The following is an 18,576-nucleotide window of genomic DNA, read 5'->3' as shown; positions in this document are numbered from 1 at the left end:
AGCTCCTTCAGACCAGTTTTTTAACTACAGGTACAAAACATAGGTACACGTCAACACGGTGCAGAGATGGGTGGGTTCAGCCGGTTCAGAGAGAATCGATCGTCGCGTCGACCACCCTGGCGAGACGCTCCGGACCTTCCACGACCCGCGCCATCAGCCGCAGGCCGACGACCGTGGTCACCAGCAGGCTTCCGATGGCGCGAGCGTCACGGCCGGGGTCGATCTCACCCGCCCGCTGGCCCTTCTCCACCAGCATGGAGAAGGCCCCTTCGGTGCGGTCGAACATGCGCCGCACCAGGTCGGTCGCCACCTCGTCCGTCCCGGCCAGCTCGGCGGCGGTGTTCACCGCCATGCAGCCGCGCCGGTCCGGATCAGCGAGGTCCATCTCGACGAGCAGCCACAGCGCCGCGCGCAACCGCTCCTTTACTGGCCCCGACTCCTCGAGCATCTCGATCAGAGCCGCGGCCTGACTGTCGCGATAGCGGCGCAGCGCCCGCTCGAAGAGGGCGTGCTTGCTGCCGAAGGTGTTGTAGAGACTGCCCTTGCCGATGCCGAGCGCGTCCACCAGGTCTTGGGGCGTGGTGGCGGCATATCCCTTGCGCCAGAACACGTTCATGGCCTGGTCGACGGCGGCGTCCGGATCGAACTGCTTAGGCCTTCCCATACGCAGGAGACTAGACGGTTCTTGACCTGTAGGTCAAGAACCGTCTCCAGGCGCACCACTACACGTGCGCCCCTACGACCTCAAGCAGCGCGACGTACGCGTGCCGCCTTGCGGGCCTCGGCCAGCTCGCGGGATTCGGCGGACCGGCGTGAGCCGCCACCGGAGCGGCCCGGCTGCCCCGGGCGCGTGCCCATGCCCCGGAAGGGGGCGCCGCCGCGCTGCTTGGGGCGCTCGGTGGGCGCGCTGCCCGCGACGGGCACTCCGGAGGGTGCCTTCGCCCCGGTGATGCGGCTCAACTCGGCTTCGCCGGAGCGCACTTGGGTGATCTGCGGGCGGATACCGGCGGCGGACATCAGACGGCTCATGTCGCGGCGCTGGTTGGGCGTCACGAGCGTGACGACGCTGCCGGACTCACCGGCGCGTGCCGTACGGCCGCCGCGGTGGAGGTAGTCCTTGTGGTCGATGGGCGGGTCGACGTTCACGACCAGGTCGAGGTTGTCGACGTGGATGCCGCGGGCCGCGACGTTGGTGGCCACCAGGACCGTCACCGCGCCGGTCTTGAACTGGGCGAGCGTACGGGTGCGCTGCGGCTGCGACTTGCCGCCGTGCAGCGCGGCGGCCCGTACACCGCTGCCCATCAGATGCTTGGTGAACTGGTCGACGGCGTGCTTGGTGTCGAGGAACATGATCACGCGGCCGTCGCGGGCCGCGATCTCGGTGGCGGCCGCCAGCTTGTCGGTGCCGTGCACGTGCAGTTCGTGGTGCTCCATCGTGGTGACCGCGCCCTTGGACGGGTCGACGGAGTGGACCACCGGGTCGTGCAGGTAGCTGCGCACCAGCAGGTCGACGTTGCGGTCGAGCGTGGCGGAGAACAGCATCCGCTGGCCGTCGGGGCGCACCTGGTCGAGCAGTTCGGTGACCTGGGGCATGAAGCCCATGTCGGCCATCTGGTCGGCCTCGTCGAGAACGGTGATGCTCACCCGGTCCAGACGGCAGTCCTTGCGCTCGATGAGGTCCTTGAGGCGTCCGGGCGTCGCGACGACGACCTCGGCACCGGACCGCAGGGCCCCGGCCTGCCTGCCGATCGACATGCCGCCGACCACCGTGGCGATACGCAGCTTCAGCGACCGGGCATACGGAGTGAGCGCCTCGGTGACCTGCTGGGCGAGCTCCCGGGTGGGAACGAGGACCAGGGCGAGGGGCTGCTTCGACTCGGCGCGCCGGCCGGCGGTGCGCACGAGGAGCGGAAGCCCGAAGGCGAGGGTCTTGCCGGATCCGGTGCGTCCACGGCCCAGCACGTCCCGGCCCGCGAGGGCGTTCGGCAGCGTGGCCGCCTGGATCGGGAACGGCTCGGTCACACCGAGGCCGGTGAGCGTCTTGAGGAGCGGGGCCGGCATGTCGAGTTCCGCGAAGGTCTCCGCCGCCGGGAGGCCCGGGGTGATCGTGACCGGCAGGGCGAATTCACCCTGGGGTGCGGAGGGTCGGCGTCCCTGGCCGCCGGAGCGGTTGCCGGGGCGGGCGCCGCCACCCTTGCGGGGGTTGGCACCGCGGGAGCCGCCGCTGTTGCGGGGATTGGAATATCGGTCGTTCGAGCGTGCTGAACGGTTCATGGAGAACCTTCCTCGATAGGGCACGCATCGAGGAATTCTCGGTGGATTTCAACCGAACGAATTGCAAGCACGAGCCGAAAAAAGACAAAATCTTCTGTAAACAGCAACGAGCTGGCGCCCGCGCCGTAAGGCGCGGACACCAGCGTCGTCTTAACGCTTCAAGCGTCAGGCAGGAACGATGTTCTCCGCCTGCGGGCCCTTCTGGCCCTGAGTGACGTCGAAGTTCACCTTCTGGCCTTCCTGAAGCTCACGGAAGCCCTGGGTGGCGATGTTCGAGTAGTGGGCGAAGACGTCGGGGCCGCCACCCTCCTGCTCGATGAAGCCGAAGCCCTTTTCCGAGTTGAACCACTTCACGGTGCCAGTAGCCATACTAAATTTCTCCTTCGGGGCAAGCTCCGGGACCCGCACTGTGCGAACCCCGGCGTCGCCACGTTGATTGCCCCGTCCGGGAAAACCTCTCCCGGAAATACAAAAGTGCCCGGCGGAAATTTATCCACCAAAGGCACTTGAAGTCTTATGGGAACCACAACTGCAACTACGATCAACAGTAGCACGAGATCAGCTTCGCGGCACGGACAAGCTCTACTTATTTCGCTCGACCGGCCCTGCACCCCCGCCACATTGCGGAAACCTGCGGTCATCTTGCGACACGAGCGCCGTCGGAGCGGCGTGTCGAACGGCAGGGTGCTGGGTGCGCCGACCCACGGAACGTGGGCGTGCCGACCGGCGCGGGCGCGGGCGCGGACGAGGCGGCCGAGCCCGAATGGTCCGCTTCGTTCCCGGCGCCGCCCGAGAGCGTCACGGAGGCCGTTCTCCACCTCATGCAGCCTCCATGCCTCCCCCACCAGCCCCACACGTCTCCGCCGCAGCTGGGCGGACACTTCTGCTGTCACGTGTAAATGCGGGACAGTTCAATACTGAAACGCACATTCCATTGCAATCTCGTTATGCATTGACTCCTTGACGCCGGGAACACTCCGGGGTTGGCTTTCAGCCATCTCGGACCACAACGAAGCGGTCCGATCGAGGAAGTGGGCGAATGAAAACCCGTATGCGTGAAGCCACCGTCGCCGTATCTGTGAGCGCCCTGGCACTCTCGCTCGCCGCCTGCGGCAGCCTGCTGGGCTCGGACGACGGGAAGTCGCAGACCGAGAGGAAGGGTGACGCGGTCACCGTCGGTCTGCTCCTGCCCGAGGCGGAGACGGCTCGCTACGAGAAGTTCGACCACCCCATCATCGAGAAGCAGGTCGGCAAGCTCACCAACGGCAAGGGCAAGCTCGTCTACGCCAACGCCAAGGGCGACGCTGCCAAGCAGAACGACCAGCTCGACCAGATGGTCGCCGACAAGGTCGACACGATCCTGGTGAGCGCGGTGGACGCGAAGAAGCTCGCACCGGCGGTCAAGAGGGCGAAGGAGGCGGACATCCCCGTCATCGCCTACGACCGGCTCGCCGAGGGACCCGTATCCGGCTACGTGGCCTTCGACAACGAACTGGTCGGCCAGGTCCAGGGCCAGGCGATCCTGAAGGCACTCGGCGGCGGCAACCGCCAGACCAGCAAGGTCGTCATGATCAACGGCGCGACGACCGACCCGAACGCCGCCGTGTTCAAGGAGGGCGCGCTCTCCCAGCTGCAGAACCAGGTGGACATCGCCAAGTCGTACGACACCGATGGCTGGAAACCACAGATCGCCGGCGAGCACATGACGGACGCGATCACCGCCATCGGCAAGGACGACATCGCCGCCGTCTACTCCGCCAACGACGGCATGGCGGGCGGCGCGATCAAGGCCCTCAAGGCCGCAGGCCTCACCGACCTGCCGCCGGTCACCGGCCAGGACGCGGAGCTGCCGGCCGTGCAGCGCATCGTCACGGGCGAGCAGTACATGAGCGTCTACAAGCCCTACCCCGAAGAGGCCGTCGGCGCCGCGGAGATGGCGGTCCGCATCGCCCAGGGCCGCATGGTCGAGTACGACGCACTGGCCGGGGACAGGTCCGAGAACGCCACCACGAAGAACATCCCCTCCCTCCTGGTCTCCGTCCGTCCCCTTACCCGGGACACCATCAAGTCCACGGTCATCAAGGACGGCATCTACAAGACCAAGGACATCTGCACGGCCGAGTACAAGGCGGCGTGCGCGACGGTCGGTCTCAAGGGCTGACCCGGTGTGCGGCCGGCCGGCCGCTCAGTGCCAGTAGCCGCGCCGGGGCAGCTTGAGCCAGCGGTCGGGCGGGCCGGTGACGGCGCGGGCGTCGGTCGGGCGCAGGCCCACGAAGGCGCAGGAGTAGGCGACGGCGTTGTGGCGGTAGAGGTAGGCGGCGAGGACCTCCTCCGAGGAGTCGTCCTCGTCCGGGCCTCCTCCTGGGTGCAGGTCCCAGCCTTCCAGGACGCCGTCGCGGGCGATGCTGCCTTGGTTGCCGCTCTTGGGATTGGCATAGAGGCCGTAGCAGACGGTGCCTCTTGAGAGCAGGGTCTGCACGCCGGGCATCTGCGGTGCGTAGCCCCAGGGTTGCGTGACGACGCAGCCGCCCGGTACATCGGTGACGCCGATGATCTGGAGGGACTCGTCCATGTCGTACGACAAGGGGTCCTCCAGGAGTACGTCGAGCTCGGGGTCCTCATAGGGCTCGGCCCCGAGTCGGCGCGCGACCTCGGCGGTGTCTATTTTGGCCACGCACGCCAGGCCTGTGCCATCGGTGTGGAGGTCGCCCAGCGCCGCGGTCAGCCGTCTGCCCTCCGTCGCGGCGGCGGACTCGGCCGGCGTCAGGCCGCGTTCGCCGAACGGAACCATGAAGAGGTCCGGGACCGGCCCCGCCAGGCTGAGCCTCCCCGGGGACCAGTCCGCCAGCACGGTGCGCCACGGGTCGGCCCCGGCGGCGGCCAGCACACGGGCGTTGTCCGCGCGGTCGGCCAGGACCGCGACCCACAGCGCGGTGCGGCCCTTCGACTCGGCGTCGACGTCGTCGACACGGCGGGCCAGTTCGGCGACCACCTCCGGTGAGCCGAACTCGGCCGCCCTGTGCAGAGGGCGGCTGCCGCCCCACACATTCGGATCCGCTCCGCGCTCCAACCGATCGCGTACCAACGCGTGGTCGCGCCAGCCCTCCCAGCCCAGACCCGCCCAGCCGTCGCTCTCGACAACAGGCATGACACTCCCCCCTCGTGGTGGCCGTACCTTCCGATCGTGGCGTCACCGGCCACTCACTGAACGTTACAGACGGCCACTGACAATCGACCCCTCCGAGACTTGACCGGGGATACGCGCACGCGGGCAGTTGTGGCTCACCGTGTCGGCGAACGTCTTGGCCAAGGGAGACAGCGCGTCCCAGCGGCGCACCGCCCAACCGGTCCACAGGGTGGGCAGCTCCGGGATGGGGATCAGGCGCAGGTCGGGGTGGCCGGGACCGCGCCAGCCCGGCAGGTCGGGGACGATCGCATGGCCCAGGCCCAGTTCGGCGAGCAGCAGGGCGGTGTCCCAGTCGGCGACGCTGGTGTCGGAGGCCGGGCTGATGCCGCGCTCGGTGAACCAGGCGTCCAGGCGCGCGCGGGAGGTCGTGCTCTCCGGGAGCCCGATGAGCCGGATGCCGGCCAGGTCGGCGGTGGTGATCCGCGACGTAGCGGCGAGGGGGTCGTCGCGTTGGACGGCCAGCACCCAGGGCAGTTCGATGACGGGACGTTGCTCGATGCCCTTCACCGGTGCGCCGATGGTGATCCAGGCCAGGTCGAGGCCGCCCGCGATGAGGGCGTCGAAGCAGCTGCGGCTGGAGTGCGCGGTCTGGAATTCCAGGCTCACCTGGGGGTGGCGCCGGCGGAAGGCGACGATCGCGTCGGACATGAAGTGCCGCACCGTGGTGGCGCCGGTGGTGATCCGCACCGAGCCGGCCTCGCCGTGCACCAGGTCGTTCAGTCGGCGCAAGGCGTGGTCGATGTCGCCCAGACCGCCGGCCGCCGCGTTCTGCAGGAGCTGTCCGGCCGGCGTGGGGACGACTCCACGCGGGTGGCGTTCGAGAAGGCTGAGCCCGAGCTCTCGCTCCAGGCGCTTGATGTGCTGGCTGACCGCGGGCTGCGTACAGGACAGCTCGCGGGCGACGGCGCTGAGGCTGCCCGTTCGGCAGACGGCGACGAAGACGCGCAGGTCGTCGAGAGTCATGGAGGGTGAAGCTACAGCTTGGGGGTCTGCAAGGAAATCCGAGGATTGACTTGGGTGTCGGGCGGGCGGGACGATCTTTCCGGGCCCAGGGCGGCAACCCGGCCCGGTTCGCACGCCATCCGGAGGGCAAGCGGACCGGGCCGGGTGCCGACCCACCGGCTCAGCACCAGACTTCTGCGTCCCGGGCTGCCCGCACTCCGCTCCGGTACGCCGACCGTCCCGGGGAGGGCGATCCATGCAGGCGCTCGAAACAGTGGCCATAGCGGCCGCGGCCGTCGCGGCAGGCGGCATCAACGCGGTGGTCGGCTCCGGCACGTTGATCACCTTTCCCACGCTGCTCGCCTTCGGCTACCCGCCGGTCCTTGCCAACGTCTCCAACACCATCGGTCTCGTCCCGGGCGTGATCAGCGCGGCGTACGGATACCGCGCCGAACTCAAGGGCCAGCGGTCACGCCTCATCAAGCTCGGCAGCGCATCGCTCCTGGGCGGTGTCACGGGCGCGGTCCTGCTCCTGAAGCTGTCCGCCGACACGTTCCGCTCCGCGGTGCCGGTGCTGATCCTGATCGCCTGCGCTCTGGTGCTGTTGCAGCCGCGCCTCCAGAAGTGGCTGGCCCGGCGCGGCGGCAGCGGCCGCAAGGACGGCGGCGCCCCGATGTGGGCCGGCGTCATGGTCACCGGCGTCTACGGCGGGTACTTCGGGGCGGCCCAAGGGGTCCTGCTCATGGGCCTGTTCGGGTCCTTCCTCCGTGATGACCTGCAGCGCCTGAACGCCGTGAAGAACGTCCTCGCGTCCCTGGTGAACGGCGTCGCCGCGGTCATCTTCATCGCGGTGACGAGCGTCGACTGGACGGTGGCCGGTGTGATCGCCCTCGGCTCGACCCTGGGCGGTCTGATCGGCGCGCGCGTGGGCCGCCGCCTCTCGCCCGCCGTGCTGCGCGGGCTCATCGTGGCCGTTGGGGTGACGGCTGCCGTTGCCGTGGCCGTGTGAGCGCCATGTCGAGCCGCGCCCGGCCACGCCCGACAGGGAGACGCGCGTCACATCCGCCGCTGTCGAAACGGGCCTGGCTGCCACGTGTAGGAGGTGAAACCACCCGTCACGGCAAGGAGTTCACCATGGAAGCCCGCTTGAACCTCTTCGGCAGTCCCCTCGCGGCCAAGGCCCTGAAGCACCTCGGGTCGGCGAGCAAGGCGATCTTCTCGGAGTCGACGCTGCCGACCGCGACCCGGGACCTGGTGATGCTCCGGGCGAGCCAGATCAACGGCTGCGGATTCTGCACCGACATGCACACCAAGGACGCCGCGCATGCGGGAGAGACCCAGCAACGCCTGCACTTGGTCGCCGCCTGGCGCGAGGCCACGGTGTTCACCGAGGCCGAGCGCGCCGCCCTGGACCTGACCGAGGAGGGCACCCGGATCGCCGACGCGGCCGGTGGCGTCCCGGACGAGGTGTGGGCGAACGCCGCCAAGCACTACGACGAGGCGCAACTGGCCGCCCTGGTGTCACTCATCGCCCTCATCAACGCGGCCAACCGCTTCAACCTCATCGTGCAGCAGCCCGCCGGGGACTACCGGCCCGGCCAGTTCGGCTGAGCGGAGCCGACCGCCGCTAGGCCGCCCTGTTCTGGCGTCGGTAGCCGCCCGGCGCCAGGCCGTACTCCCGCTTGAAGGCCTTGGCGAAGGCGAACTCCGAGCCGTATCCGGTGCGGGCGGCGACCGTCGTCAGCGGGGCGTCGGACTCCCGCAGCATGCGGGCGGCGGTCGTCATGCGCCAGCGGGTCAGATAGGCCATCGGCGGTTCGCCGACCAGCGCGGCGAACCGCCGGGCGAACGCGGCGCGGGACAGACCGGCGCGCGCCGCGAGGGACTCGACCGTCCACGAGGCAGCGGGATCGTCGTGCATCGCCGACAGGGCGGGCGCCACCGCCGAGTCCCCCAGGGCCGCCGCCCACCCCTGAGCTGCGGTAGCGGGCTGGTCGTCGAGCCAGGCCCGCAGGATGTAGAGGAGCAGCGAGTCGATCAGGGTCGGCACGATGCCGTCGGAGCCGATCCGCGGGTTCTCCAACTCGGAGCCGAGGAGCTGGACGGCGGCGCTGAGCTCCGGGTGGCGGCCGTGCCGCGTCGGCAGGATGATCACCTCGGGCAGCTGGCGCACCAGCGGGTGCGGGCGCCCCTGGTCCAGGTGGTAGTTGCCGCAGAGCAGGCTGGTTGCGGCGCCCTCACCGCCGAGCGTGACCGAGCCGATGGGTGAACTCCCGTGATACTGCGCGGCCTTGTACTCCTCGGCGGGGGTGGAGGGGTGGTCGGCGAGGATGTGCCCCCGCCCGTCCCGCAGGAAGATCACGTCCCCGGGGTTCAGCTGGACCGGCTCCAGATGCGGGGACGCCTCGGGCAGCGGGACCAGCCAGCACGTCCCGTACAGCACCACATGGAAACCTGCGCCCGCCACGGGTGGCAGGCGCAGGCCCCAGGGGGCGCGGCCGTTGGTCCGCACGGACGCCGGGTACCCCGTGCGCATGGAGGCCAGTGCCTCGGTGAGGATGTCCATCCGGCCTCGCCCTTCCTGATGCCGCCCGTCGCGGTCGGCCCTTGCGGACCGCCCACCTGGGCCGCCCTGTTCTCAGACCGTCAGGACAATCTTGCCCTGTACGTGTCCCGCGGCGACCAGCTCGTGCGCCTTGCCGGCCTCCGCGAGCGGGAGCGCCTCCTCTACGTAGGGACGGATCCGGCCCGCGTCGATCAGCTCGGCGAGCGCTTCGAGCCCGGCGGAGTCCGGTTCGACCAGGACACCGGCGAAGCGCCGTCCGGCGGCCTCGACGCGTGCGGTGAGTTCCGTGTCGCCGTGCTCCAGGATGCTGATGAGTACGCCGCCGGGGCGGACCACGCCGAGCGAGAGGTCGCCCTGGGCCGTCGAGTCGAGGAGGACGTCCACGTCCTTGACGGCCTGGGTGAAGTCGGTGGTGCGGTAGTCGATGATCTCGTCGGCGCCGAGTCCGCGCACGAAGTCATGCCGGCCCGCGCTGGCTATCGCGATCACGTGGGCGCCACGCGCCTTCGCGATCTGCACCGCGAAGTGGCCGACTCCGCCGGCCGCCCGCTGGATCAGCACCCGGTCGCCTTCCTTGACGTCCGCCGCGCGCACAAGGCCCTGCCAGGCGGTGAGCGCCGCGAGAGGCACCGCTGCGGCGTGCACGTGGTCGAGCGAGGCGGGCTTGCGGGCCAGCTGACCGGCCGGAACGGCGACATAGTCGGCGTACGCGGTGGCGGCGTGGGGGAAGTGCGGCATGCCGTACACCTCGTCGCCCACCGCGAACCCGTCACCGGGGCCCGCCTCTTCGACCACCCCGGAGATGTCCCATCCCACGCCGAACGGCGGCTCGCCGAGCAACGGAAGGGCTCCGGACCTGACGGCGATGTCCACGGGGTTGACGGCACTGGCGTGGACCTTGACGAGGACCTCGCCTGCCTGCGGCTCGGGCCGTTCGGTCTCGACGACCTCGAGGACCTCGGGGCCGCCGATGGACTTCTGGATGACTGCGCGCATGGTGAATCTCCTGGGCGGGGTGCGGGTTCAGCGGTTGATGTCCTCAACACTAGGGAGATCGAATGAGCCGCAGAATGGCTTTCTGTCTCGGCTACATGTCTCAGCGTCTTACCTCAGTGCACCCTCGGCCATACGTGGTCCAGGTCACACCACAAACGGCGTTCACCGGTCACATTCCCGCGTCGCGGTCCGTCAGGGCAGTGACGCACTCAAGATGCCAGGCCGGGGCAAGTCCGGCCGGGCGCCCGCCCGATGGGAGCACTTCTGATGTCCACCGCCTTCGTTGTCGTCACCGTCATCGCCGCCGTCATGGTGGGTTTCTCGGCCGTCTCGGTCTTCCTTCGCGCCAAGTGGGTCGTGGAGCCCATGGCCGACTACGGCGTCCCCTTCTCGTGGCTGCCCTGGCTCGGTGCCGCCAAGGCCGCCGGGGCAGCAGGTCTGCTGGTCGGACTGCTCGTACCGGCCATCGGCGTCGCGGCCGGGATCGGCCTGGCGCTGTACTTCACCGGCGCCGTCGTCACCGTCATCCGGGCCCGCTGGTACGCGCACATCCCCTTCCCGCTGATCTATGCGGCGCCGGTGGTCGGGGCCCTGGCACTGAGCTTCGCCGCCTGACCTCACGAGCAACTTCCGCACCGCGAGAAGCACTTCAGGAGTACTTGAAGGGTTGACTGAGCCCTGACAACCAGTATGGTCTAGGCCAATGAGTCGACCGAGGCGCCCGGTTGTCTCTCACCCCTCCTCCCCCCACTCAGAGGGAACAGAGATGAACAAGAAGCAGAAGCTGGCAGCCGCTCTGGGCGCGGGAATCGCGCCCGTGCTCGTCCTGGCCTCCGTCACCCCGGCCAGCGCGCACGGCTACGTATCCTCGCCCCCGAGCCGTCAGGCACAGTGCGCGGCAGGCACCGTGTCCTGCGGAGACATCACCCACGAACCGCAGAGCGTCGAAAGCCCCAAGGGGCAGACGACGTGCAGCGGCGGCAACGCGCGGTTCGCCGAACTGGACGACGACAGCAAGGGCTGGAAGGCCACCGACGTCGGCTCGTCGCAGGAGTTCAGCTGGAAGCTGACGGCACGTCACAGCACCAGCACCTGGCAGTACTTCGTCGGCGGCAACAAGATCGCCGAGGTCGATGACGGAGGCGCCCAGCCGGGCGAGACCGTCACGCACAAGGTCGACTTCGGCGGGCTCAGCGGCAAGCAGAAGGTGCTCGCGGTGTGGAACATCGCCGACACCACCAACGCCTTCTACGCCTGCATCGACGTGAACATCGGGGGCTAAAGCCCTCGCGCGGGTGGGTCCCCCACACCACCCGACCCGGTCTGCCGGGCCCCGGCGTCAGCACGCCGACGGCCCGGCAGGCCGGGTTTTCACGCGGTGAGGCCGCGGGTCGGGTCCCGCCTGAGAGGGTGGAGGCATGGCCGATCTGCGCAGGACTCTGGAGACGCACGTCAGCAACAGCTCCGTGGCGGGAGCGGTGGGCCTGGTGGCCCGCGGTGACCGGGGCGAGGAGGTCGCGGCCGTCGGGTCCGTCGATGTCGAGGGCACCGCCCCGATGGCCAGGGACTCGATCTTCCGCATCGCGTCGCTGACCAAACCCATCGTCGCCGCCGCCGTCATGATGCTGGTCGAGGAGGGCCGGATCGCACTGGACGCTCCCGTCCGCGAGTGGCTGCCCGAGCTGGCGTCGCCGCGCGTCGTCCGTGCCCCGGACTCGCCGGTGGACGACGTGGTCCCCGCGGTCCGGCCCATCACGGTCTCCCACCTGCTCGCCTCCCGTACCGGATACGGATTCCCGTCCGACTTCTCGCTGCCCGCGCTCGCGCCGCTCTTCAGCGAGCTGAAGCAGGGGCCTCCGCAGCCGCAGGCCGTCCCCGCGCCGGACGCGTGGATGGCCGCGCTGTCCCGGATCCCGCTCCTGCACCAACCCGGCGACGGCTGGCTCTACAACCTCAGCTCCGACCTCCAGGGCGTACTGATCTCCCGCGTCGCCGGAATGCCGCTCCCCGAGTTCCTGGCGGAGCGGCTGTTCGAGCCGCTGGGAATGAGCGACACCGCGTTCTCGGTGCAGCCCGGCAAACTCGACCGGTTCACCAGCTATTACGCGGCCGGGGCCGAGGCCGGGCCCGAACGCGACCCCCGCAGCGGACTCGAACTGCTCGACGCCCCCGACGGACAGTGGAGCAGCCTGCCACCGTTCCCGTCCGGCGCCGGCGGTCTCGTCTCGACCGTCGACGACTGGCTCGCCTTCGGGCGGATGCTGCTCGCCGAGGGCGCGGGCGGCAAGGGTCGGCTGCTCTCGCCGGATTCGGTGCGGCAGATGACCACCAATCACCTCACCACAGCCGAGCGGGAATCCGCCGGACTCTTCCTCGAAGGGATGGGCTGGGGCTTCGGAGGCGCGGTGGACATCGAAGCCGTCGAACCGTGGAGCGTGCCGGGGCGCTACGGCTGGGTCGGCGGAACCGGCACGACCGCCCACATCACACCGTCCACCGGCGCGGTCACCATCATGTTCAGCCAGCTGCAGATGGGCGGGCCCAGCTTCCCCGAGCTGATGCGGGACTTCTGGCGGTACGCGGCGGCCGTGGCCCGAGGCAACTCGAGCTGATCCCCGCCCGCTTGACCGTGCCCGCGCACCTCACTGCATCTGCCGCCGCACCAGCTCGTGCAGCCGACCGCCCGTGTCCGCCAGCAACTGTGCGGGCGGGCCCTGTTGGACCACTCGTCCCTCCGACATGACGATGACGCGGTCCGCGTCCATGACCGTGGAGAGGCGGTGGGCGATGACGACGCGGGTGGCGTTCAGGGCGCGGGTGCTGTCGATGACCGTGCGCTGCGTCTCGTTGTCCAGGGCGCTGGTCGCCTCGTCGAAGAACAGGACGCGGGGGCGGCGGATCAGGGCCTGGGCGATCATCAGGCGCTGGCGCTGGCCGCCGGAGACCGCTCCGCCGCCGGAGATCATCGTGTGCAGGCCCATCGGCATGCGTTTGATGTCCTCGGCGAGGCCCGCCATCGCCGCGGCCTCCCACGCCTCCTCCTGCGTGAACGTCTCGGCGCCGCAGATGCAGTCCAGGATCGATCCGGTGAGCGGCTGCGCGTTCTGCAGGACGACGCCGCACTGTCGGCGTACGGCCGCCTGATCCAGGGCCGACAGGTCCTGGCCGTCGTACAGGACGCTGCCGGACACCGGCTTGTCGAAGCCGATAAGGAGGCGGAGCAGTGTCGACTTGCCGCAGCCGCTGGGGCCGACAACGGCGACGAACTCGCCCGGCCTGATGGACAGGGACACGTCGTCCAGGACCAGGGGGCCGTCGTCCGCGTAGCGGAAGGACAGGGCACGGGCCTCGATCTCGCCCTGCAGCTCGCCCGGCTGCGTGCTCGCGCCCCGCACCTCGGGCGTTTCTTCCAGCACCGGTTTGATCTGCTCGAACATCGGGAGGACCGACGCCGCCGAGATCAGCGCGCCGGTCAGCTGCGTGACCGACGTCAGGAGCATCGTCACCGCCGTGCTGAAGGTGAGGAACTCCCCCGCCGTGAGGCTGCCGCGGGCCGGGCCCGCGAGGAGGATGAACATGATGAGAGTGCAGAGCGGGAGGTAGACCGAGTTGAGGACCGTCGTGACGTTCTTGATGCGGCCCGCGCGCTGTTGCAGCTCCCGGCTGCGTGCGAACTCCCCCGCCCACGCCGCGTACGCGAAGCTCTCCGCTCCGGCGACGCGGAGTTTGGGCAGGCCGCGCAGTGTCTGGAACGCCTGGTTGTTGAGCTTGTTGGAGAGCTCGACCAGGCGGCGCTGCCAGCGCAGTTCCCACAGGCCGAGGGCCAGGAACACGGCGGCGATCACCACCAGCATCCCCAGGGCGGCCAGGGCCAGCGGGACGCTGTAGAGCAGCAGCAGGACCAGGTTCATCGCGCCGATCGTGCCCGCCTGCAGCGCGACGGGACCGATGCCCGACAGGACCCGGCGGATCGCGCTGACGCCCATCGCCGCGCTCGCCAGTTCGCCGGTGGACCGGGAGGCGAAGAATCGGGTGGGGAGGTTCAACAGACGGTCCCAGACCGCTGGTTGCAGTGTGCTCTCCATCCGGCCCTCCATCCGCAGGATGGTGAGGTTCTGGAGCAACATGAACGCCGCGGAGACGATGCTCGTGATCATCACCGCCAGGGACACCTGGACGATGAGGCTCTTCTCGCCGTTCGGGACGAACACGCCGAGCACCTGTCCCGTCGCGATCGGCACGAGCGCCCCGATCGCGACCGTCACCAGACCGGCGATCGCCAGATTGCGTACGTCGCCGCCGGTGCCCCGCAGGCTGAAGCGGAAGAGCCGCCACGGCGTCAACGCCCGCTCCGGCAACGGGCGGTAGAACATCACGCCCTGCGGTTCGAACTCCTCCGCGTTGGTCTTGTCGATGCGCGTGCGCCGACCGGACGTGGGGTGCACGGACTCGTAACCGCCGCGCCGCCACAGCAGCGCTACCGGCGCCCCGCTCGCCGCGCGGTGTCCCACGAGGGGGCCCGCGTTCTCGCGCCACCAGCGCCCGTCCAGGCGTACGGCGCGGGTGCGGATGCGCGAGGCCACGGCGACCTGTTCGACCGGGTCGATCCGGTCGCTGACCGCGCCGCCCTGAGCGGCGCCGGACAGCGTGATGCCCGCCGCCTCGGCGACCAGACGGCAGGCCGCGTACGTCGCGTCGTCGCCGCCCCGCGATTCGGTGCGGCGCACGCCGCCCCTGCCGGAGCGGCCGATGGAGGCGATCAGAGTCCGGTCGGCCTGCTCGCGGACGGTCTCGCCCGCCTTGATGCCGGCGGCCGTGCGGTCCTCGTGGGCCCGCTCAAGGCGTTCGATCCAGCGGTCGAGGGTCGAGAGCAGCCGGTACTGCTGGTTGACCATGCGCTGCCACATGGAGGCGTCGACGAGCAGATCGCCCGCGGCCTCCGAGCTGTAGGCGGAGCCGTACTGCACGCTGCCGGGCGCGACCGGCATCCAGAGGATGTCGTCGTCGGTCACCACGTCGTCGGCCATGGTGCGGCCGTCGAGCGGGGCCTCGAACAGGACGCGGTGGCTGCGTCCGATGCCGAGCGCGAAGGCGTGCTCAAGGAGGCTGAGGGACGCGTCCTGGGTGTCGTACTGGCTGGGATACTGCTGTTCGTAGGCCCAGGTGTCGCCGTAGTCGGGGCGGTACAGCTCGCGCAGTGGGATGCGGCGCAGCTCGCAGCCCTGCAGCGGGCGCCCGACGAGGGTGTGCTGGGGGCCTTCGACCGGACCGAGGAGCAGGGTGCCGGGTTCGAGGCGGCCGAGGAAGTGCCAGTGGCCCTGCTGCACGGCGTCGACGGCGAACAGGTCGAGCGCGCCGGCCACGACGAGCCACAGGACCTGTGGGCCTTCGAGGTGGACGCTGCGCAGGCCCGTGCAGTCGGCGGGGGTGCCGAGCGTGCCGAAGGCGGCGGCGACCGCATCGCCGCTGTAGGAGGTGTACTGCTCCGGTACCGAGGTCACCTCAGTGCTCCTTGACCAGGTCGGCGTAGGGTCCGCCGGCGGCGACGAGGTGTTCGTGGCGTCCGCGTTCCACGACCGTGCCGTGGTCGAGGACGACGATCTCGTCGCTGTCGCGCACGGTGCTCAGGCGGTGGGCGATGACGACGCAGGCGCAGCCGCGGCGGCGCAGGTTGTCGATGATGACCTGTTCGGTCTCGGCGTCCAGGGCGCTGGTCACCTCGTCGAGCACGAGGATGCTGGGGCGGCGGACCAGGGCCCGCGCGATCTCCAGGCGCTGGCGCTGCCCGCCGGAGAAGTTGCGGCCGTCCTGCTCGACGCGGCCGTGGATGCCGCCGGGCCTGCGCGCCACGATGTCGAACAGGCAGGCGTCCTTGAGGGCGGCCACGACGGCGTCGTCCGGGATGGAGGGGTCCCACAGCGCCACGTTGTCGCGGATGCTGCCCTCGAAGAGGAAGACGTCCTGGTCGACGAAGGAGACGGAGGCGGCGAGCGCCCCGCGCGGGATGTCATCGAGGCGCTGCCCGTCGATGCGGATCGTGCCCTCCCAGGGGCTGTAGAGCCCCGAGATCAACCGGGAGACGGTCGACTTGCCGCTGCCGGAGCCGCCGACGAGGGCGACCTGCTGGCCGGGCCCGACCGCGAGGGAGAAGCCCGTCAGGAGCGGCTTGTCGAGGGGGCTGTAACCGAAGGTGATGTCTTCGAGGGTGACGTGGCCCTTGAGGCGGCGGGTGCTCGCCTCCGGTTCGGGGCGGGAGTAGAGGGTGTCGACGGGGAAGTTCTCGACGTCCTTCAGACGGGCGACGTCGGCGCCGAAGTCCTGAATGCGGCCCGCGACGCCGTTGAGGCGGGTGATCGGCGCGGTGAAGCGGGTGACAAGAGCCTGGAACGCGACGAGCAGACCGATCGACAGATGCCCCTCGACCGCGCGCAGGCCGCCGATCCACAGGATCAGCGCGCTGTTGAGCGTGGCGAGGGTCGGCGCGACGACGCCGAGCCAGGCACTGGGCACGCCGAGGCGCTGCTGCTGCTCCAGGGTGGTGGCGTGCTGGCCCGCCCACCGCCGGAAGTAGCCGTTCTCGCCTCCGGTGGCCTTCATGGTCTCGATCAATTGAAGGCCGGTGTACGAGGTGTTGGTGAGTTTGGCGCTGTCGGCGCGCAGCTTCTGGGTACCGGTGGCCCGCAGCCGGATGACGATGCGCATCGCGACGATGTTCAGCAGGGCGATGCCGACACCGACGAGCGTGAGCTGGGGGTCGTACGTCCACAGCAGGGCCGCGTAGAGGAGGACCACGATGCCGTCGACGCCCGCGGCCGTCAGGTCGCGGGCCAGGGTCTCGGCGACCGCGTCGTTGGACGCGAGCCGTTGGACGAGGTCGGCGGGGCTGCGCTGGGCGTAGAACGTGACGGGCAGGCGCAGCAGGTGGCGCAGGAAGCGGGCGCTGCTCAGCGTGGAGGAGATGATGCGGCCGCGCAGCAGGTTCGCCTGTTGCAGCCAGGTGAGGACGACGGTGAGTGCCACCATCGCGCCCATCGACGCGAACAGGGCGCCCAGGAGGGACGTCTGATGGCCGATCAGGAACAGGTCGATGTACGTCCGGCTGAGCGCGGGCAGTGCCGCGCCGACCGCGACGAGCAGCAGGCTGGCGAAGAGCGCGGCGAGCATGGTGCCGGTGGTGCCGCGCAGCCGGGCGGGCATCGCTCGCATGATGCCGGGCCTGCGGCCTCCCGGGCGGAAGTTCTCGCCCGGCTCCAGGACCAGGACGACGCCGGTGAAGCTGGTGTCGAAGTCTTCCGAGGGGACGAAGCGGCGGCCCTTGTCCGGGTCGTTGATGTGCACGCCGCGCCGTCCGAAGCGCCGGCCCACGCCGTCGTAGACGACGTAGTGGTTGAACTCCCAGAAGAGGATCGCGGGCGCCTTGACCTCGGCGAGCGCGGCCGGTTCCATCTGCATGCCCTTGGCCGTCAGGCCGTAACTGCGCGCCGCCTTCAGGAGGTTGCTGGCCCGCGAGCCGTCGCGGGACACGCCGCACGCGATGCGCAGCTCCTCCAGCGGGACGTGGCGTCCGTAGTGGGCGAGGACCATGGCGAGGGCGGCGGCGCCGCACTCCACGGCCTCCATCTGCAGGACGGTGGGCGTACGGACGGTCTTCTGCCGTTTGCCCTTCGACGCTGGGCGGGGAGCGGCGCGACGGCGGCTGCGCTGGGATTCGGGACGGTGCCTGCGGCGGCCGCCGGGGGGCGGCAGTTGCTGCTGGTGCGCCGGGGAGGGGTGCGGTGCGGTCACGGAAGCAGCCAATCGATCGGGCGCTGCTCGGCGAGGTGGAAGGCGCCGCTGGTCAGGGTCATGGAGTCGAGGGTGAAGGGCGGGCCGTCGGCGGACGACCACTGGTAGCCCGACCTGGTGGCGGAGGAGTTCTCAAGGCTCACGAGGACCGCCACGGGCGGCCCGTCCTTGGTGAACTGCCCGGCCAGCTCCTTGTCCCCGAGGAACCCGCTGACCTTCTGTTCGCTCTGCGCCGCTCGGCCGATCGCCTTCACGCGGCCACGCAGCTTGCCGTACTCCTCCGTGGGGACGGACTGGACGGTGAGGTCCACCGAGGCGCCGACGGGGACGGTCGCCGCGCTGTCCGCCGGTACGTAGAGCATGGCGAGGAGGGGGTCGTCGGTGCCCGAGACCCGCTCGACGGTCGCGACGTCGGCGCCGGTGGTGACGACGGTGCCGATCCTGGCGACCAGGGTGGTCACGCGACCCGCGGCGATGGAACGTACGACCTTGTCTCCTTGGTCCGTACGGACCTTGAGCACGGGAGCGCCCGCGGCGACCCGCTTTCCCTCTTCGGCGAGGACGCGCGTCACCTGTCCGGTGACGGGGCTCTGCAGGACGTAACTGCCCTGGCCGTGGGTGAGGATGCCGGGTGCGCGGAGCGTGGAGGAGATCGAGCCGGTCACGGCCCAGATGCTCGCGGCGGCCATGACGACGACGGTGACGGCGAGCACGAGCAGGCCCTGGGGTCGGGCGTAGCGGACCGGCAGGTCGAGTTCCTCGGGCGACTGCAGCTTGGACAGGGCCTGTTGGCGGAACTGCACGGAACGCTTCCCTTACTTTGCCT

General features: G+C 70.0%; 16 protein-coding genes. 6 read left to right on the top strand and 10 right to left on the bottom strand.

What is annotated here, in order from left to right; genetic code table 11:
* Positions 1 to 85: 85 nt before the first annotated feature.
* The 3 genes from ACZ5U5_RS13275 to ACZ5U5_RS13265 all read right to left on the bottom strand — a co-directional run bounded on the left by ACZ5U5_RS13275 (position 86) and on the right by ACZ5U5_RS13265 (position 2,643).
* The gene (locus ACZ5U5_RS13275) at positions 86 to 664 is read right to left on the bottom strand and encodes a TetR/AcrR family transcriptional regulator (RefSeq protein WP_469020207.1); all 579 of its coding nucleotides are present in this window, start codon (positions 662 to 664) and stop codon (positions 86 to 88) included.
* Positions 665 to 744: 80 nt separating this feature from the next.
* Positions 745 to 2,274, bottom strand: coding sequence for a DEAD/DEAH box helicase (locus ACZ5U5_RS13270; RefSeq protein WP_469020204.1), 1,530 nt, complete (start codon positions 2,272 to 2,274; stop codon positions 745 to 747).
* Between the two features lie 165 nt (positions 2,275 to 2,439).
* Positions 2,440 to 2,643, bottom strand: a complete 204-nt coding sequence (locus ACZ5U5_RS13265; RefSeq protein WP_100598391.1) for a cold-shock protein — start codon at positions 2,641 to 2,643, stop codon at positions 2,440 to 2,442.
* A gap of 682 nt (positions 2,644 to 3,325) precedes the next feature.
* On the opposite strand from ACZ5U5_RS13265, the gene ACZ5U5_RS13260 reads away from it, so the two are divergent.
* A complete protein-coding gene (locus ACZ5U5_RS13260) occupies positions 3,326 to 4,435 on the top strand; it encodes a sugar ABC transporter substrate-binding protein (protein WP_469020202.1) in 1,110 nt (369 codons plus the stop codon).
* Between the two features lie 24 nt (positions 4,436 to 4,459).
* On the opposite strand, the gene ACZ5U5_RS13255 is transcribed toward ACZ5U5_RS13260, so the two are convergent.
* Entirely contained in the window at positions 4,460 to 5,422 is a 963-nt protein-coding gene (locus ACZ5U5_RS13255) for an ankyrin repeat domain-containing protein (RefSeq protein WP_469020199.1), read from the bottom strand.
* A gap of 63 nt (positions 5,423 to 5,485) precedes the next feature.
* Entirely contained in the window at positions 5,486 to 6,424 is a 939-nt protein-coding gene (locus ACZ5U5_RS13250; protein ID WP_469020197.1) for a LysR family transcriptional regulator, read from the bottom strand.
* 235 nt (positions 6,425 to 6,659) lie between these two features.
* On the opposite strand from ACZ5U5_RS13250, the gene ACZ5U5_RS13245 reads away from it, so the two are divergent.
* Together ACZ5U5_RS13245 and ACZ5U5_RS13240 are read left to right on the top strand one after the other, a co-directional pair.
* The gene (locus ACZ5U5_RS13245) at positions 6,660 to 7,412 is read left to right on the top strand and encodes a sulfite exporter TauE/SafE family protein (protein ID WP_469020194.1); all 753 of its coding nucleotides are present in this window, start codon (positions 6,660 to 6,662) and stop codon (positions 7,410 to 7,412) included.
* Between the two features lie 125 nt (positions 7,413 to 7,537).
* Positions 7,538 to 8,014 carry a carboxymuconolactone decarboxylase family protein gene (locus tag ACZ5U5_RS13240; protein WP_469020193.1) on the top strand — a complete coding sequence of 159 codons (477 nt, stop codon included), beginning with the start codon at positions 7,538 to 7,540 and terminating at the stop codon, positions 8,012 to 8,014.
* Between the two features lie 16 nt (positions 8,015 to 8,030).
* On the opposite strand, the gene ACZ5U5_RS13235 is transcribed toward ACZ5U5_RS13240, so the two are convergent.
* Both ACZ5U5_RS13235 and ACZ5U5_RS13230 read right to left on the bottom strand, forming a co-directional pair.
* Positions 8,031 to 8,969 (bottom strand): AraC family transcriptional regulator, encoded by a 939-nt coding sequence (locus ACZ5U5_RS13235; protein WP_469020190.1) that lies wholly within the window; start codon positions 8,967 to 8,969, stop codon positions 8,031 to 8,033.
* Between the two features lie 72 nt (positions 8,970 to 9,041).
* A complete protein-coding gene (locus ACZ5U5_RS13230) occupies positions 9,042 to 9,965 on the bottom strand; it encodes an NADP-dependent oxidoreductase (protein WP_469020189.1) in 924 nt (307 codons plus the stop codon).
* 267 nt (positions 9,966 to 10,232) lie between these two features.
* Here ACZ5U5_RS13230 and ACZ5U5_RS13225 point away from each other — a divergent pair, with 267 nt between their 5' ends.
* The 3 genes from ACZ5U5_RS13225 (at position 10,233) to ACZ5U5_RS13215 (ending at position 12,577) form a co-directional block, all read left to right on the top strand.
* Positions 10,233 to 10,580: a DoxX family protein gene (locus ACZ5U5_RS13225; protein WP_469020186.1), complete on the top strand. Its 348-nt coding sequence runs from the start codon at positions 10,233 to 10,235 to the stop codon at positions 10,578 to 10,580.
* A 151-nt stretch (positions 10,581 to 10,731) separates the two neighbouring features.
* Positions 10,732 to 11,247 carry a lytic polysaccharide monooxygenase auxiliary activity family 9 protein gene (locus tag ACZ5U5_RS13220; RefSeq protein ID WP_469020184.1) on the top strand — a complete coding sequence of 172 codons (516 nt, stop codon included), beginning with the start codon at positions 10,732 to 10,734 and terminating at the stop codon, positions 11,245 to 11,247.
* A 136-nt stretch (positions 11,248 to 11,383) separates the two neighbouring features.
* A complete protein-coding gene (locus ACZ5U5_RS13215) occupies positions 11,384 to 12,577 on the top strand; it encodes a serine hydrolase domain-containing protein (protein WP_469020183.1) in 1,194 nt (397 codons plus the stop codon).
* Between the two features lie 30 nt (positions 12,578 to 12,607).
* On the opposite strand, the gene ACZ5U5_RS13210 is transcribed toward ACZ5U5_RS13215, so the two are convergent.
* The 3 genes from ACZ5U5_RS13210 to ACZ5U5_RS13200 are packed head-to-tail and all read right to left on the bottom strand — an operon-like array spanning position 12,608 to position 18,553.
* The gene (locus tag ACZ5U5_RS13210; RefSeq protein ID WP_469020180.1) at positions 12,608 to 15,466 is read right to left on the bottom strand and encodes an NHLP bacteriocin export ABC transporter permease/ATPase subunit; all 2,859 of its coding nucleotides are present in this window, start codon (positions 15,464 to 15,466) and stop codon (positions 12,608 to 12,610) included.
* Position 15,467: 1 nt separating this feature from the next.
* Positions 15,468 to 17,750 carry an NHLP family bacteriocin export ABC transporter peptidase/permease/ATPase subunit gene (locus tag ACZ5U5_RS13205; protein WP_469020179.1) on the bottom strand — a complete coding sequence of 761 codons (2,283 nt, stop codon included), beginning with the start codon at positions 17,748 to 17,750 and terminating at the stop codon, positions 15,468 to 15,470.
* The gene (locus ACZ5U5_RS13200; protein WP_469020178.1) at positions 17,747 to 18,553 is read right to left on the bottom strand and encodes a biotin/lipoyl-containing protein; all 807 of its coding nucleotides are present in this window, start codon (positions 18,551 to 18,553) and stop codon (positions 17,747 to 17,749) included. Before ACZ5U5_RS13200 ends, ACZ5U5_RS13205 begins: the two co-directional genes overlap by 4 nt.
* Between the last annotated feature and the right edge of the window lie 23 nt (positions 18,554 to 18,576).

This window comes from Streptomyces sp. NPDC033177, from assembly GCF_055577715.1.
Note: the sequence above shows the minus strand (reverse complement) of the source record. Positions and strands in the feature narration are given on the sequence as shown.

Excerpts from the sequence above, each read along its gene's own strand:
- ACZ5U5_RS13250 (WP_469020197.1), bottom strand. The coding sequence starts at position 6,424 with ATGACTCTCGACGACCTGCGCGTCTTCGTCGCCGTCTGCCGAACGGGC.
- ACZ5U5_RS13225 (WP_469020186.1), top strand. The coding sequence starts at position 10,233 with ATGTCCACCGCCTTCGTTGTCGTCACCGTCATCGCCGCCGTCATGGTG.
- ACZ5U5_RS13245 (WP_469020194.1), top strand. The coding sequence starts at position 6,660 with ATGCAGGCGCTCGAAACAGTGGCCATAGCGGCCGCGGCCGTCGCGGCA.
- ACZ5U5_RS13255 (WP_469020199.1), bottom strand. The coding sequence starts at position 5,422 with ATGCCTGTTGTCGAGAGCGACGGCTGGGCGGGTCTGGGCTGGGAGGGC.
- ACZ5U5_RS13265 (WP_100598391.1), bottom strand. The coding sequence starts at position 2,643 with ATGGCTACTGGCACCGTGAAGTGGTTCAACTCGGAAAAGGGCTTCGGC.
- ACZ5U5_RS13240 (WP_469020193.1), top strand. The coding sequence starts at position 7,538 with ATGGAAGCCCGCTTGAACCTCTTCGGCAGTCCCCTCGCGGCCAAGGCC.
- ACZ5U5_RS13270 (WP_469020204.1), bottom strand. The coding sequence starts at position 2,274 with ATGAACCGTTCAGCACGCTCGAACGACCGATATTCCAATCCCCGCAAC.
- ACZ5U5_RS13275 (WP_469020207.1), bottom strand. The coding sequence starts at position 664 with ATGGGAAGGCCTAAGCAGTTCGATCCGGACGCCGCCGTCGACCAGGCC.
- ACZ5U5_RS13215 (WP_469020183.1), top strand. The coding sequence starts at position 11,384 with ATGGCCGATCTGCGCAGGACTCTGGAGACGCACGTCAGCAACAGCTCC.
- ACZ5U5_RS13220 (WP_469020184.1), top strand. The coding sequence starts at position 10,732 with ATGAACAAGAAGCAGAAGCTGGCAGCCGCTCTGGGCGCGGGAATCGCG.
- ACZ5U5_RS13235 (WP_469020190.1), bottom strand. The coding sequence starts at position 8,969 with ATGGACATCCTCACCGAGGCACTGGCCTCCATGCGCACGGGGTACCCG.
- ACZ5U5_RS13230 (WP_469020189.1), bottom strand. The coding sequence starts at position 9,965 with ATGCGCGCAGTCATCCAGAAGTCCATCGGCGGCCCCGAGGTCCTCGAG.
- ACZ5U5_RS13260 (WP_469020202.1), top strand. The coding sequence starts at position 3,326 with ATGCGTGAAGCCACCGTCGCCGTATCTGTGAGCGCCCTGGCACTCTCG.